Below are 14,421 nucleotides of genomic sequence, written 5' to 3'. Positions count from 1 at the left end.
ATATCAACAAAGGAATAAGTATGTTTGAACAAGTGAGTATGGCACCTGCGGATCCTATCCTAGGTTTAACAGATGCATTCAAGAAAGACAGTCGTGAAGATAAAATCAACCTAGGTGTTGGTATTTTCAAAAATGAAATGGGTCAAACACCTATTTTAGCGACAGTTAAAGAAGCGGAAAAACGTTTACTTGCTGAAGAAACTACCAAAAGCTACCTGACCATTGAAGGTATTGCAGCTTACGGTGAAGCTGTTCAAACATTATTATTCGGTAAAAACGCTGAAATCATCACATCAAAACGTGCTCGTACAGCACAAGTACCTGGTGGTACTGGTGCATTACGTACAGGTGCTGACTTTGCTGTTAAAAAACTAGGCATCAAAAAGATTTGGGTAAGTAACCCAACTTGGGCTAACCACGGTAACGTGTTTAAAACATCTGGCCTAGACGTTGTGACTTACGATTACTACAATGCAGAAACAAAAGATCTTGATTTTGATGCGATGGTTGCTTCTCTACAATCTGTAGAAGCTGGCGATATGGTATTGTTCCATGGCTGTTGTCACAACCCAACGGGTATCGACCCTACAGCAGAGCAATGGGAAATTTTAGCTAAGCTAGTTGCTGAGCTAGGTGCAATTCCATTCTTTGACTTTGCTTACCAAGGTTTTGGTAATGGCGTAGAAGAAGATGCACAAGGTCTACGTGTGTTCGCTGAACATAACAAAGAACTATTAATTGCTAACTCATTCTCAAAAAACTTCGGTTTATACAACGAACGTGTTGGAGGTATTACGCTTGTTGCTGAAGATAGCGATATTGCAGATGCGGCATTTAGCCAAATCAAAGCAGGTATCCGTTCAAACTACTCTAACCCACCATCACATGGTGCGGCTATCGTAACAACTATCTTAAATGATGAAGGTTTATATGCTCAATGGGTACAAGAAGTTGCCGATATGCGTAACCGTATTCAAGAGATGCGTGATCTATTTGTTGCAACATTAAAAGAGAAGGGTGTACAGGGCGACTTTAGCTTTATTAGCCGTCAATTAGGTATGTTCTCTTTCTCTGGTTTAACCGTTGAACAAGTAAATACACTTAAAGAAGAACATGCTGTTTACATCGTTGGCTCTGGTCGTATCTCAGTAGCTGGTATGACTAAAAACAACATGCAACCATTATGTGATGCGCTAGCTAAAGTTATCTAATCAATCACTTATGCGTTAATATTTAAACCTTAATGAGTGATCATTAAGGTTTAATTATATTCATTACATTAACTTTTACATCACTGTTAACGTTAATTTAATTAATATAAAACCGAACATAAAGCTGACTTTACATTTTTAAGTATTCTAGTTTCATGTAAAGTAAATCAGCATCGGTAAACATGATAGAGAGCTATGAGTAAAAAAATTAATCAAAGTTTTTCATTTTTAAAAAAATTGAAAAAACTGCCAATTTCTGCAGATAATGTGAAATGCTTGCTATCAACAGATGCATTCAAAACAGAATTATTTGCACAAATCAATAACGCAACTCAACGTATCTATATTGCTGCTTTATACTTAGAAGCAGACGAAGCTGGCGAACAAGTATTAAATGCTTTGTATAAAGCTAAGCAAAACCATCCTGCATTAGACATCACCGTTTGTATCGATTTTCACCGTGCTCAGCGTGGTTTGATTGGTGCTGCAAAGGGTGGAGATACCAATACAACTTGGTATCAGAAAATGGCAGAGATAAACGGGCAAGGTGTTAAGATTGTTGGTTTGCCGGTTAAGCGTAAAGAGTTGTTTGGCGTTCAGCATCTAAAAGGCTTTATATTTGACGACTTGGTTTTTTACAGTGGCGCCAGTATTAATAATATTTACCTACACCAACAAGAGCGTTACCGTTTTGATCGTTATTGGTTAATTAAAGATAAAGCCCTTGCCGACACTATGGTGGATTACTTAAAACAAGTGATCGTTAATAGTGAAGCGGTTGTACAGTTAAACTCTCCCTATGTACCGCGTTTTAACGAACTGAAAAAAGAGCATAAAAATTTAAGTAGAAACTTAAAATCATCGGGTTACCGTTTTCTACCTGAAAAAACTGATGGCCTGGCTATCAGACCGCTTACGGGTATTGGTACTAAAAAGAACCTGTTAAATAAAGTGATACGCGGTATCTTCCATTCAACAGAACAAGAGCTGATCTTGTTTACCCCTTACTTTAATTTACCAACGGCGTTATCTCGAGATATCTCAACTTTACTAAAACGTAAAGTGAAGATAACTATCGTAGTAGGGGATAAAACAGCTAATGACTTTTATATTCCTGAAGATAAACCTTTTAAAACCATCGCTGCTTTGCCTTATTTATATGAAGTTAATTTACGAAACTTTGCAAAAAAACATCATACTTCGATTTTACAGGGTAATTTGAAGCTGCACCTATGGAAACATGATACTAATAGTTTCCACCTTAAGGGTATCTATTCAGATCAACGTTTTTCATTATTAACCGGACATAACCTGAATCCAAGAGCATGGCGTTTGGATCTCGAAAACGGCTTATTAGTGGATGATCCTAAAAAGCAATTAACTGAACAACTTAATAGTGAATTGGAAAATATTCTTACCCATACACGTTTAATTGAAAGCTATCAGGATATTGATGACATGGTTAATTACCCAGATAAAGTGAAGCAATTAATCTCAAGATTAAAACGTGTTAAAGCCGATAGAATTATTAAAGGTATTATCTAATACTAGCTAAGCTACTGAGCCTTATTTTCTCAGTAGCTACTTTTCCAAAAGATAGTTAACACTTTTTGTCATAAACGATTTAAATTTAACTACCTACTTCTTCCTTCTATTTCCAGCATTAATTTCTTTTATTTATTTCTATTCCTTTCTATTTTTTTAAATTAAATATGTTCCGTATTACAAATACCCAGATAACACTTTTATTAACAAAGGCTTTATATCAATGACTAAGTAACTGATCTACTTACTGGTTAAAATAACTTATTGCCTCGTTGTAATTTTCGCAAATAGAGCAACTATTTAATAATTAACATTTTTTAGTTAATTCTCCGTCAGACTATTAACGAAGTGAATCGTCGAGAGGTTTAAATTACGCCTGATTTAAGTCATTTTTGAATTAAGAAATTCTTCCTGCGCAAAATTTCGATCACTTACTTAATGCAATTGCTATTAAATTCAAACAACAACAAAGCACAGTGATAGAAAATGGTTTGCTTTTTAAGCAGAAAAGTAAAAAGTGTCGACTATTTAAGCGCTTAGATATAAAATCATTAATTATCTGTTGAATTATGTGGGGGCTTACGTATAATCCTTCGCATCAAGTCAAGGCTTGATGCAGTGACAATGGTAGGCCTCTTGGTTTCTCGCATTGATAACTTATTAACCTGGTCAGAGCCGGAAGGCAGCAGCCATAGTAGGTGATTCAAGTGCCGAGAGTTTGCTGGGAGGTCTGCCACCCAATCACTACTCTTCGTAAAAGCTTCTAAATATGACTCAATATAACTCCCAATTCGATACATCACTTAAAGCACAGCATTTTTTACCCAAATATTGGGGAACTTGGTGCCTATTAGGCCTGCTATTTGTTTGCAGCTACCTACCTATTCGTTTTCGCGATCGATTTGCTGCATGGTGTGCAGATAAACTCTATTCCGCTAAGTTTTTGCAAAAACGTAAAAAGATTGCCTTTACTAATATCGGGCTATGCTTTCCTGAGTATTCTGACTCGGATAAAGATGCATTGATGAAGAAAAATTTCCGCTCAATGGCTCAAATTGCTTTGTCTTTAGGTGAGATTGCATTCCGTAGCCAGAATTTCCTTCATAAACGTATCAATTTTATTGGTGAGCACCATGTGCAAGAAGCTGAAAAAGCGGGAAATGCAATAATTTTCTTAGCGCCACATTGTTATGGAATCGATTTTGCTGGTGTTGCTGCGATCTCAGCAAGAGGGTACCCTCTATCTAGTATGTTCAAGGATTATAAAAACCCTATCTTTGATTGGTTTGTAACAAACTACAGAACACGTTTTAGTCGCCAACATGAAAAAGGGACCTTGTATCATCGCAGTGAAGGCTTAAAACCTTGTATTAAAAGCCTACGTGATAAAGCACATTTCTACTATTTGCCCGATGAAGATCATGGTCGTGAAAGTAGTGTTTTTTCACCCTTCTTTGCGACTGAAAAAGCGACTTTGCCGGTTATTGGTCGCTTGGCTAAATTAGGTAAAGCGGTGGTTATTCCAACTTACACCTCATATAATGCTAAAACGGGTAAGATTGATGTTATCTGTCACTCTCCCTTAAACAATATTCCTAGCGGTTGTGAGCAGCATGATACGGATTTAATGAACCAAGCGATTGAACGTGTGATCGTGGAGAATAAAGCGCAATACATGTGGACGTTAAAACTGCTAAAAACAAGACCTGAAGAAGGGCAGACTATTTATTAAGCCTTGTATGATTGGTGAGTAATTTTATATATTCACCAATCAAGAACACTTAAATTATTGTGCGTTGAAACGCTGCCCAGTCACTTCTAAGCTATCATCACCTAAAAGATAAAGGTAAGTCTCTAAAATCTCTTCCGGTGTCTTTAAACGGTTCACATCTTCATCTGGATACGCACTAGCACGCATAGATGTTCTCGTTCCACCTGGATTGACCGCATTAAAACGCATAGTGGTATCTGCATATTCATCTGCTAAGAGTTGCATCATACCTTCCGTTGCAAATTTTGAGACACTATAAGTTCCCCAAAACGCGCGGCCTTTATGCCCAACGCTTGATGTAGTGAAAATGGTACTTGCGTTAGTACCTGCTTGAAGTAGTGGTAGAAGGTGCTTAGTTATCAAAAAACCGGCATTGACGTTGGTTTGCATCACCTCAATCCAAGTATCATAATCAATGTCGATAAATGGGCCTAACTTCCCCAATTGACTAGCATTATGCACTAAGCCATCTAATGTAACTTGTTGTTCAGTTAATTGTTGAGCAAATGTAATGTAGCGCTCTTCAGTGGCATCATTTAGGTCTAGTTCAATAATCATTGCTGTTTGTTTATTTAACTGAGTAATGTGATCAGCGACAGCTGCAAGTTTGCTTAGCGTTCTACCTAATAAAATCACTTTAGCACCTAAGTCAGCACATTTTATGGCTAACGCTTTACCAATACCGTCTCCAGCACCAGTAATAAGAATTGTTTTATTATCTAATAAGTTAGTAGGGGCAATGTAGTCCATTTGTGCTTCTCTTTTGTAAAATGAAAGGATCATATCGTTTTTTTTTAAAAAACGCTTAAACTCTTTTGTAGGTTGCGACATTTTTTGTCATTATGGGCAGATTATTTTATTACGAGGATTTATTTTGGATTATTTAATGCAGTATGGGCTATTTTTAGCCAAAGCTATTACCTTTGTGATCACTGTTGTTGCTATTTTAATTGCTATCATTGCACTGACTAGTAAACAAAAAGCTAAAAAAGGTGAGCTAGAGTTAACTGATTTATCTGAACAAATTAACGATACAAAGCAATCAATTTCAGAGCAATTATTAACATCTGCGCAACTTAAAGCGAAACAAAAAGAAGATAAAAAAGCACAAAAAGAACAAAATAAAAAAGATAAAGCAGAAGCTAAACAAGCGAAAAAAGCTGAAGTGAAACCACAACTTTATGTCCTCGATTTCAAAGGCAGTATTGATGCTAAAGAGGTGTCATCTTTACGCGAAGAAATCACTGCTATTATTAGTGTCGCAACAGAAAAAGATGAAGTGTTTGTTCGCTTAGAAAGTGGTGGCGGAATGGTACATGGTTACGGCTTAGCTGCATCACAATTACAACGCTTAAAAGATAAGAATATCCCACTGACTATCTCTGTCGATAAGGTAGCAGCAAGTGGCGGTTATATGATGGCTTGTGTTGCTGATAAAGTCATTGCAGCGCCTTTCTCTATCATTGGTTCAATTGGCGTGATCGCGCAGATCCCAAACTTCAATAAAGTACTTAAAAAACATGATGTTGAATTTGAACAACTGACTGCGGGACAATACAAGCGTACCTTAACAATGTTTGGTGAAAACGATGATTTAGGACGTGAAAAATTTAAACAAGAATTAGAAGAAACACATCAACTATTTAAACATTTTGTGAGTGAGCATCGTCCACAATTAGAGATTGATAAGATAGCAACGGGCGAACATTGGTATGGCTCACAAGCTTACGATTTACAGTTAGTTGATAAGATACAAACAAGTGATGATTACCTGCTTGAACAACTTGAAGGTAAACATATAGTACAAGTACGTTACCAAAAAAGTAAAAAGCTTGCTGAAAAAATCGGCAAAAGTGTAGCGTCATCTTTACAAACAAGTTTAATGACTATCATGCAAACTAATATTTCTAGAATGTTTAAGTAACGTTTTGATTAAAAATATGTTAAAAAGCCGGCTATTATTCAAGTCGGCTTTTTTGTTACCTATTATTTAAAAATATAAAAAATAGGTTGCTATTAGTTAAAACTTTGGATTATATAAAAAAGAGAGACTCAGCGGACGAGTCAATATTCTTTCTAACACAGACTATATATTAGGTATCAAAGCAATATGAGCAAATCTCTGGTTATCGTGGAATCACCTGCCAAAGCAAAAACAATTAATAAATACTTAGGTAAAGATTTTATTGTTAAATCGAGTGTTGGACATGTTCGTGACCTACCAACAAGTGGTAGTGCGAAGAAATCAATCGATGCAAAAAAGAAAAAATCTTTAGCTGGCTTAACCCCTGCTCAAAAAGCGAAAGAGACAGCCAAACGCACACAAGCTGCGTTAGTGACAAGAATGGGTATTGACCCAAAGAACAATTGGGCTGCCAACTACGAAATCCTCCCAGGTAAAGAAAAAGTAGTTGATGAATTAAAGAAGTTAGCCGTTGATGCACCGACTATCTATCTCGCAACCGATTTGGATAGAGAGGGTGAGGCGATCGCATGGCACCTGAAAGAGATTTTAGGTGGTGATGATGACAAATATCAACGTGTTGTATTTAACGAAATTACTGAGTCTGCGATTCAAGAAGCTTTCCAACACCCAACCGAATTAAATGTTGATGGTGTTAATGCGCAACAAACTCGTCGATTTTTAGATCGCCTTGTTGGTTTTATGGTTTCACCTTTGTTATGGAAAAAGGTTGCCCGAGGTTTATCTGCAGGTCGTGTACAGTCAGTGGCGGTAAAGTTACTGGTTGAGCGAGAGCGTTTAATTAAAGCCTTTAACCCTGTTGAGTTCTGGGATTTACACGCAGATACAGTGGCAAAAGATAAAACTGAATTACGTTTAGAAGTGTTTAAACATAATGATAAAACCTTTGCGCCAGTTAACGAACAAGAAACATTAGTAGCTGTAGAAGCATTAAAAGATGAAACATTCTTATTACATGCCCGTGAAGATAAACCGACTAAAAGTAAACCAAGTGCACCGTTTATTACCTCTACACTGCAACAGGCAGCGAGCACACGTTTAGGGTTTGGTGTTAAAAAGACCATGATGTTAGCGCAACGTTTGTACGAAGCGGGTTACATTACTTACATGCGTACTGACTCAACAAACTTGAGCAAAGATGCAGTTGCTTCAGCGCGAGACTTTATCACGAAAGAGTTTGGTGAAAACTACCTGCCAGAAGCACCAGTTTCATACAGTAGTAAAGCAGGTGCACAGGAAGCCCATGAAGCGATACGTCCATCAGATGTGTTGCAACGTGCTGAGCTGATTGATGTTACAGATAAAGATGCAAAACGTTTGTATGAGCTTATATGGCGCCAATTCTTAGCTTGTCAAATGCTGCCGGCTCTATATGATTCATCAACTCTGGTGATTGCAGCAGGTGAGTATAAATTACGTGCTAAAGGCCGTACTTTACGCTTTGCAGGTTGGACAAAAGCACAACCGGTAACAAAAAGTAAAGCTGATGAAATTCATCTACCAGATCTGAAAGTAGGTGAAGAGGTAAGTTTAGTTGAGTTAGATCCTCAGCAACATTTTACTAAACCACCTGCACGTTTTACTGAAGCTGCATTAGTAAAAGAGTTAGAGAAACAAGGCATTGGTCGTCCATCAACCTATGCGAGCATAATCTCTACCATTCAAGACCGAGGTTATGTGAAAGTAGACAAACGTCGTTTCTTCGCTGTGAAAATGGGAGAAATTGTCACTGATCGTCTAACTGAAAACTTTAGCGATTTAATGAGCTATGACTTCACTGCTGCCATGGAAGAAAATTTAGATGCCATTGCAGAAGGTAAAGCAAACTGGCACAGCGAGTTAGATAGATTCTACAAAGACTTAACAACGCAACTGGACAAAGCTGATTTACCTGAAGAAGAAGGCGGTATGCGTCTTAATGACCCAGTGATTATTGATGATGTTGCATGTCCTACTTGTGGACGCCCAATGGGCATCCGTACTGCTAGTACTGGTGTATTCTTGGGTTGTTCTGGTTATGCATTACCACCAAAAGAGCGTTGTAAAACGACTATCAACTTAGTTGATGGTGAAGAAGTTGAAGATATTTTAAGCTCTGAAGACTTAGAAACTGCCGCATTAATGGCTAAGCATCGTTGTCCTAAATGTGATACTGCGATGGACAGCTACCTGATTGATGAAACACGTAAGCTACACGTTTGTGGTAATAACCCAATCTGTGATGGGCATATTGTTGAAACAGGTGAGTTTAAGATTAAAGGGTATGATGGTCCAGTTGTTGAATGTGACAAGTGTGGCTCGGATATGCAGCTTAAAGATGGTCGCTTCGGTAAATACATGGATTGTACTAATGACGAGTGTAAAAACACCCGTAAAATCCTACGTAGTGGTGAAGTTGCTCCACCAAAAGAAGATCCTGTTCATCTGCCTGAATTAGAGTGTGAACAAAGTGACGCTTACTTTATCTTACGTGATGGGGCTGCGGGTATTTTCCTTGCTGCAAGTACATTCCCTCGTTCAAGAGAAACACGTGCCCCTAAAGTGGCAGAGTTAGCCCAATTCCGCGATAGAATCTCTGAGAAGTTCTATTACCTTGCTGATGCACCGCAACAAGACCCAGATGGGAACTTAGCGATTGTACGTTATAGCCGTAAGAACAAAGAACAATATGTGATGACGGAAATAGACAAAAAAGCAACGGGTTGGACGGCTAAGTTTATTGATAATAAATGGGTCGAAGAGCTTCCTAAAAAGAAAGCCGCTAAAAAAACCAAAGCGAAAAAATAACTCATCCTTCAAACTATAATGGCAGCCTTCGCTGCCATTTTTGTGTCTGTTGATTTTTTCGGCAACCGAAACAGTTCTTAATCTGCAAGTTAAGGTTGTTTGTTTATATTTTTAAACATTTGTATATACTAGCGTTTTTGAAGAGGATGGTATGAAATGCGCGTAGCTTTAGGTATTGAATATGATGGTGCGAACTATTATGGTTGGCAAAGACAAAAAGAAGTTAACTCTGTTCAAGAAGAGCTAGAAAAAGCGTTATCTAAGATCGCCAATCATCCGGTTACAGTCAACTGCGCGGGTCGTACAGACGCTGGTGTACATGGGACTGGACAAGTAGTACATTTTGATACTGATTCTGTGCGTCAAATTGGGGCTTGGACATTAGGTGTAAATGCTAAATTACCCGATGATATTGCTGTTCGTTGGGTGAAAGAAGTGGATGATAGCTTCCATGCTAGATTTAGTGCCACAGCAAGACGTTACCGTTACATCATTTACAATGGTGTTTACCGTCCAGGTATTTTAAGTAAAGGCTTAAGTCATTATCATTGTGATTTAGATGCGGCAATCATGCATCAAGCTGGTCAGTATCTAGTGGGCGAACAAGACTTTACTTCATTTAGGGCATTACATTGTCAGGCTAATAGTCCTGTACGCACTATCGAATATTTAAACGTATCACGACACAGTGATTTCATCGTGATTGATATTAAAGCAAATGCTTTCTTGCACCATATGGTACGAAACATTGCAGGTAGTTTGATTGAAATAGGTCAACAGAAACAACCCGTTGACTGGTTACAAACCTTATTAGGTTATAAAGACCGAGCAAAAGCGGCAGCAACAGCTAAACCAGGTGGATTATATTTAGTAGAAGTAGATTACCCTGAGCAGTTTGCACTGCCTAGACCGGCTTGTGGCCCGTTATTTTTAGATATTTAATGCGATGAATACCATGACAAATTCAACACCTAATACACTTTTTTCTGCAGCAACACTGGAACAATGGTTAGCTCATTTAGAGCAGCTACACCCTAATGCCATAGAGCTAGGGTTGAAACGCATCACTGAAGTAGGTCAACGACTAAGTCTGATCCATTTTGATGCTAAGGTGATCACGGTTGCTGGCACTAATGGTAAAGGTACTACCTGTGCTTACCTTGAAAAGATATTATTAGATGCTGGTTTTAAAGTAGGTGTCTATAGTTCACCGCATATCCATCGCTATAACGAACGTTTACGTATTAACTCACAAGAGTTAACGGATCAAGCACATTGCGATGCGTTTGCTATCATCGAAAAAGCGCGTGAAATTATCTCTCTGAGTTATTTTGAGTATGCGACTTTGGCTTGTTTATATCTTCTACAACAAGCAAATTGTGATTATATTCTATTAGAAGTCGGCCTTGGTGGACGTTTAGATGCAACCAACATGGTGGAGTCTGACCTTAGCGTTGTCACCACCATTGGTATCGATCATATTGATTGGCTAGGCAGTGATAGAGAAAAAATAGGGTTTGAAAAAGCCGGTGTATTTAGAGCCAACAAACCTGCCATTTGTGGTGAATTAGATGTACCACAGTCTATTATCGATCATGCATCAAATATTTCTGCACAATTAAAGCTTGCTTCTCGAGACTTCTCATTTGCAATGTTAGATGATCAACATTGGTCATGGACAGGGCAAAACAAAACGTTATCGCCTATAAAGCAAACCTTAATGCCAATGCAAAATGCCTCTACTGCATTAGCCGTCATTGAAGCTTTAAATTTATCTATTGCAGAAGAACAATTGATTGCTTCCGTTGAAAATGCAGCGTTAGCAGGGCGCTTACAAGCGATATCAGGCTATGATTGCGATTTTTACATTGATGTTGCACACAACCCACAATCTGCGCAATACTTAGCATCACAAATAAAACGCTTGAAGCATGAAAAACCAGAATCTTGTCAAGTACATGCAGTTGTTGGCATGTTATCAGATAAAGATATGACCTCGACGCTTTCTGCAATTAATGCACAGATAAATGAATATCACTTTGCGGATTTAAACTGTTACCGTGGTGCTTCTGCAGCAACATTATTAGAGGCATACCAGGGAAGTGAAGACAATCAGCATAATGTGACTTGTTATGAAAATGTGTCTAGTGCAGTCGATAAGGTAGTTCAGAATGTCAGTGCATCTGATATAGTCATAGTATTCGGTTCATTTCATACCGTTTCCGATATTTTAACCAAATAGCAAGGGTATAACGTGGCATCTCAGTTTAAAAATCGTTTAGTTGGTATTACCATTTTAGTTGCCTTAGTTGTTATTTTTCTGCCATCTATCATCGATGGTAAAAAAACAACTTATCAACAAGAGTTTGCAGCAACACCCATTAAACCTGAGTTAAAAGAACACTCGCAATCTTTCACTGAGGAATCTGCTAGTACCAAAGAACAATTAGTGATTGAAAACCAACAAAACGAAACACCAGAAAATGAGCAACCAGCATCAGAATGGAAGGTTGAGGAAGTTGCACCCACGGTTGTTGCTGAAGAGCCTGCAAATAAACCGCAAACTGCGCCAGCAGTTGTAGCAAAGCCGGTTATGAAAACTGTATTTGAAGATCCGGCTTGGACTATCCAGCTTGGTGCTTTCCAAAACAAAGCGAATATTAATAGTTTATTGAAGAAATTAAATAAAGCGGGGTTTCAGGCTCACACCATTCCAAGGGAAGTGATGGATGGTCAATTAACGCGTGTTTTTGTTGGGCCAAACGTATCGAAACAAAAATTAACCGATATGTTGCCTAGATTAAAAAGTTTAACCAGTTTAAACGGAAAAGTTGTTCCTTTTAGTCCAATTGCACCTTAGTTTTTAAAGCGTTTTAAAACATTCTCTGATAGAATGCGCGCGTTATAGATCCACAACAATTTAGGGATAAGTATGAATTGGTTTGATTTCACCATTCTTGGTGTTATTGGTTTATCATCTTTAATTAGCTTAATTCGCGGCTTCACCAAAGAAGCTGTCTCGCTAGCCACTTGGTTCGCTGCATTCTTTATCGCCAGTAATTTTTATCCCGAAATGGCGCAATTCTTAACCGGTATAGAAGACCTTAAACTTCGTAATAGTGCCGCCATTGCTATCCTCTTTATTGCTACCTTATTAATAGGTGGCTTAATCAATTACATCATTAATCGTTTAGTTGCAGTAACTGGTTTATCAGGTACAGACAGACTATTAGGCGTTATTTTTGGTGCAATTCGCGGTATCTTAATCGTGAGCGCTTTACTCTTCATCATTGATTACATGACATCATTCGATGAAACTTTATGGTGGAAAGAGGCGCAATTGCCGCCTCATTTTGGCATAGTGATAACCTGGTTCTTTGAACATTTAGAAAGCTCATCTAGCTTTCTAAAAAATATACAATCAACAAAGATTTAATCGTTGATTAGCAAAAATTAGTCACTCCATTAAAAGCACATTCGTTTGTGCTTTTTTGTGAACTCTCTTAAAAATAGAAAGGCTTCAATTTATGTGTGGAATAGTAGGTATAGTTGGTTCAACTCCTGTCAATCAAAGTATTTATGATGCATTGACTGTATTACAACACCGCGGGCAAGATGCCGCTGGTATTGTAACGACTTACAACGGCAACTTTAAACAACGCAAAGCTAACGGCTTAGTAAAAGATGTGTTTGAAACAAAACATATGCAACGTTTAAAAGGAAATAGTGGTATCGGTCATGTTCGTTACCCAACAGCAGGTAGCTCAAGTGCAGCTGAAGCACAACCATTCTACGTAAACTCACCTTGGGGTATTTCCCTAGCGCATAACGGTAACTTAACTAACGCTAAAGATTTACGTGCTGCGTTAGTGAAGTCTCGTCGCCATATTAACACTACTTCAGACTCTGAACTGTTATTAAATACATTTGCAGCTGAATTAGGTAAAACTAAAACTGATCACCTTTCTCCTGATGATATTTTTGCTGCCATTTCTGAAGTTCATAAACAGATCAGCGGTGCTTATGCTGTAACTGCGTTGATAATTGATCATGGCTTAATTGCATTTCGTGACCCTGATGGTATTCGTCCATTAGTGTTAGGGTCTCGCCAAACTGATGAAGGTGATATTGAATATATTGTTGCTTCTGAAAGTGTAGGCCTTGATACAATTGGTTTCCGTTTCCTACGCGATGTTGAACCAGGTGAAGCCGTTTACATTACTGAGAACCGTAAATTATTTACTCAACAGTGCGCTGAAAAGACGTCATTAACGCCATGTATCTTTGAATATGTTTACTTTGCTCGTCCAGATTCAACATTAAACGGTATCTCAGTTTACGAAGCGCGTTTAGAGATGGGTCGTAAATTAGGTGCTAAAATTAAACGTGAATGGGCTGATGTTGAAATTGATGCAGTTATTCCAATTCCAGAAACTTCTAATGATATTGCCTTAGAAATTTCAGTCGAGCTTGGTTTGCCGTACCGTCAAGGGTTTGTGAAAAACCGTTACATCGGTCGTACCTTTATCATGCCGGGTCAAACACAACGTCGTAAATCGGTACGTCGTAAATTGAATCCTATTTCAGCAGAGTTCAAAGGTAAAAACGTATTGTTAGTGGATGACTCTATTGTACGTGGTACAACCTCAGAGCAGATCATTGAAATGGTTCGTGAAGCTGGTGCTAAAAAAGTTTACTTAGCATCTGCAGCACCAGAAGTACGCCATCCAAATGTGTACGGTATTGATATGCCAACACCTGAAGAGTTAATCGCTCATAACCGTAATGCGGAACAAATCAGTGATTGTATTGGTACTGACAAGTTAATCTTCCAAGATATTCAAGATCTAAAAGATGCTGTTGGTAAACAGAACCCAAACATTAAAGAATTTGAATGTTCAGTATTTGATGGTCAATATGTGACACCCAATATTAATAAAGAGTACTTTGATTACCTAGCAAGCTTACGTAGTGAAGATGCTAAAAAGATCCAAACTCAAAAAGAAGAGATTGCGAACTTAGAGATGTATAACGAAGCCTAATCTTTCTTTTATCGCTCCTTTAAAAGCACAGCTTAGGCTGTGTTTTTTTATACTTAGTACCTTATTATACCAATCATAGTA

The 14,421-nt window shown here is 38.0% G+C and carries 11 protein-coding genes and 1 other RNA gene; 11 read left to right on the top strand and 1 reads right to left on the bottom strand.

The features are described 5' to 3' along the window. Nucleotides 1-20: 20 nt before the first annotated feature. The 4 genes from DS885_RS04440 to DS885_RS04425 all read left to right on the top strand — a co-directional run bounded on the left by DS885_RS04440 (nt 21) and on the right by DS885_RS04425 (nt 4,488). On the top strand, nt 21-1,211 hold the full coding sequence (locus DS885_RS04440) for an amino acid aminotransferase (RefSeq protein WP_113818199.1): 1,191 nt from the start codon (nt 21-23) through the stop codon (nt 1,209-1,211). A 195-nt stretch (nt 1,212-1,406) separates the two neighbouring features. Then, the gene (pssA, locus tag DS885_RS04435) at nt 1,407-2,756 is read left to right on the top strand and encodes a CDP-diacylglycerol--serine O-phosphatidyltransferase (RefSeq protein WP_113818198.1); all 1,350 of its coding nucleotides are present in this window, start codon (nt 1,407-1,409) and stop codon (nt 2,754-2,756) included. 634 nt (nt 2,757-3,390) lie between these two features. After that, nucleotides 3,391-3,486, top strand: an RNA gene (gene ffs, locus DS885_RS04430) — signal recognition particle sRNA small type. 39 nt (nt 3,487-3,525) lie between these two features. Then, nucleotides 3,526-4,488: an LpxL/LpxP family acyltransferase gene (locus DS885_RS04425; RefSeq protein WP_113818197.1), complete on the top strand. Its 963-nt coding sequence runs from the start codon at nt 3,526-3,528 to the stop codon at nt 4,486-4,488. A 54-nt stretch (nt 4,489-4,542) separates the two neighbouring features. On the opposite strand, the gene DS885_RS04420 is transcribed toward DS885_RS04425, so the two are convergent. After that, complete coding sequence (locus DS885_RS04420) at nt 4,543-5,277, bottom strand: YciK family oxidoreductase (protein ID WP_113818228.1); 735 nt, start codon at nt 5,275-5,277, stop codon at nt 4,543-4,545. Between the two features lie 124 nt (nt 5,278-5,401). Between DS885_RS04420 and sohB the strand changes: the two genes are divergently transcribed. From sohB to purF, 7 genes are all read left to right on the top strand, one after another. Continuing rightward, on the top strand, nt 5,402-6,451 hold the full coding sequence (gene sohB, locus DS885_RS04415) for a protease SohB (protein WP_113818196.1): 1,050 nt from the start codon (nt 5,402-5,404) through the stop codon (nt 6,449-6,451). Nucleotides 6,452-6,637: 186 nt separating this feature from the next. After that, the gene (gene topA, locus DS885_RS04410; protein ID WP_113818195.1) at nt 6,638-9,298 is read left to right on the top strand and encodes a type I DNA topoisomerase; all 2,661 of its coding nucleotides are present in this window, start codon (nt 6,638-6,640) and stop codon (nt 9,296-9,298) included. Between the two features lie 156 nt (nt 9,299-9,454). Beyond that, nucleotides 9,455-10,240 (top strand): tRNA pseudouridine(38-40) synthase TruA, encoded by a 786-nt coding sequence (gene truA, locus DS885_RS04405; protein WP_113818194.1) that lies wholly within the window; start codon nt 9,455-9,457, stop codon nt 10,238-10,240. A gap of 13 nt (nt 10,241-10,253) precedes the next feature. After that, entirely contained in the window at nt 10,254-11,540 is a 1,287-nt protein-coding gene (folC, locus tag DS885_RS04400; protein WP_113818193.1) for a bifunctional tetrahydrofolate synthase/dihydrofolate synthase, read from the top strand. A gap of 12 nt (nt 11,541-11,552) precedes the next feature. Beyond that, entirely contained in the window at nt 11,553-12,158 is a 606-nt protein-coding gene (locus tag DS885_RS04395) for an SPOR domain-containing protein (protein ID WP_113818192.1), read from the top strand. Between the two features lie 72 nt (nt 12,159-12,230). Then, nucleotides 12,231-12,734, top strand: a complete 504-nt coding sequence (locus DS885_RS04390; protein ID WP_113818191.1) for a CvpA family protein — start codon at nt 12,231-12,233, stop codon at nt 12,732-12,734. Nucleotides 12,735-12,825: 91 nt separating this feature from the next. Beyond that, nucleotides 12,826-14,340, top strand: coding sequence for an amidophosphoribosyltransferase (gene purF, locus DS885_RS04385; RefSeq protein ID WP_113818190.1), 1,515 nt, complete (start codon nt 12,826-12,828; stop codon nt 14,338-14,340). Nucleotides 14,341-14,421 lie beyond the last annotated feature (81 nt).

This window comes from Psychromonas sp. B3M02, assembly GCF_003318165.1.
Classification (GTDB): domain Bacteria; phylum Pseudomonadota; class Gammaproteobacteria; order Enterobacterales; family Psychromonadaceae; genus Psychromonas.
This window is presented reverse-complemented; position numbering and strand designations above follow the sequence as displayed.

Excerpts from the sequence above, each read along its gene's own strand:
- DS885_RS04440 (WP_113818199.1), top strand. The coding sequence starts at position 21 with ATGTTTGAACAAGTGAGTATGGCACCTGCGGATCCTATCCTAGGTTTA.
- pssA (WP_113818198.1), top strand. The coding sequence starts at position 1,407 with ATGAGTAAAAAAATTAATCAAAGTTTTTCATTTTTAAAAAAATTGAAA.
- DS885_RS04425 (WP_113818197.1), top strand. The coding sequence starts at position 3,526 with ATGACTCAATATAACTCCCAATTCGATACATCACTTAAAGCACAGCAT.
- DS885_RS04420 (WP_113818228.1), bottom strand. The coding sequence starts at position 5,277 with ATGGACTACATTGCCCCTACTAACTTATTAGATAATAAAACAATTCTT.
- topA (WP_113818195.1), top strand. The coding sequence starts at position 6,638 with ATGAGCAAATCTCTGGTTATCGTGGAATCACCTGCCAAAGCAAAAACA.
- truA (WP_113818194.1), top strand. The coding sequence starts at position 9,455 with ATGCGCGTAGCTTTAGGTATTGAATATGATGGTGCGAACTATTATGGT.
- folC (WP_113818193.1), top strand. The coding sequence starts at position 10,254 with ATGACAAATTCAACACCTAATACACTTTTTTCTGCAGCAACACTGGAA.
- DS885_RS04390 (WP_113818191.1), top strand. The coding sequence starts at position 12,231 with ATGAATTGGTTTGATTTCACCATTCTTGGTGTTATTGGTTTATCATCT.
- purF (WP_113818190.1), top strand. The coding sequence starts at position 12,826 with ATGTGTGGAATAGTAGGTATAGTTGGTTCAACTCCTGTCAATCAAAGT.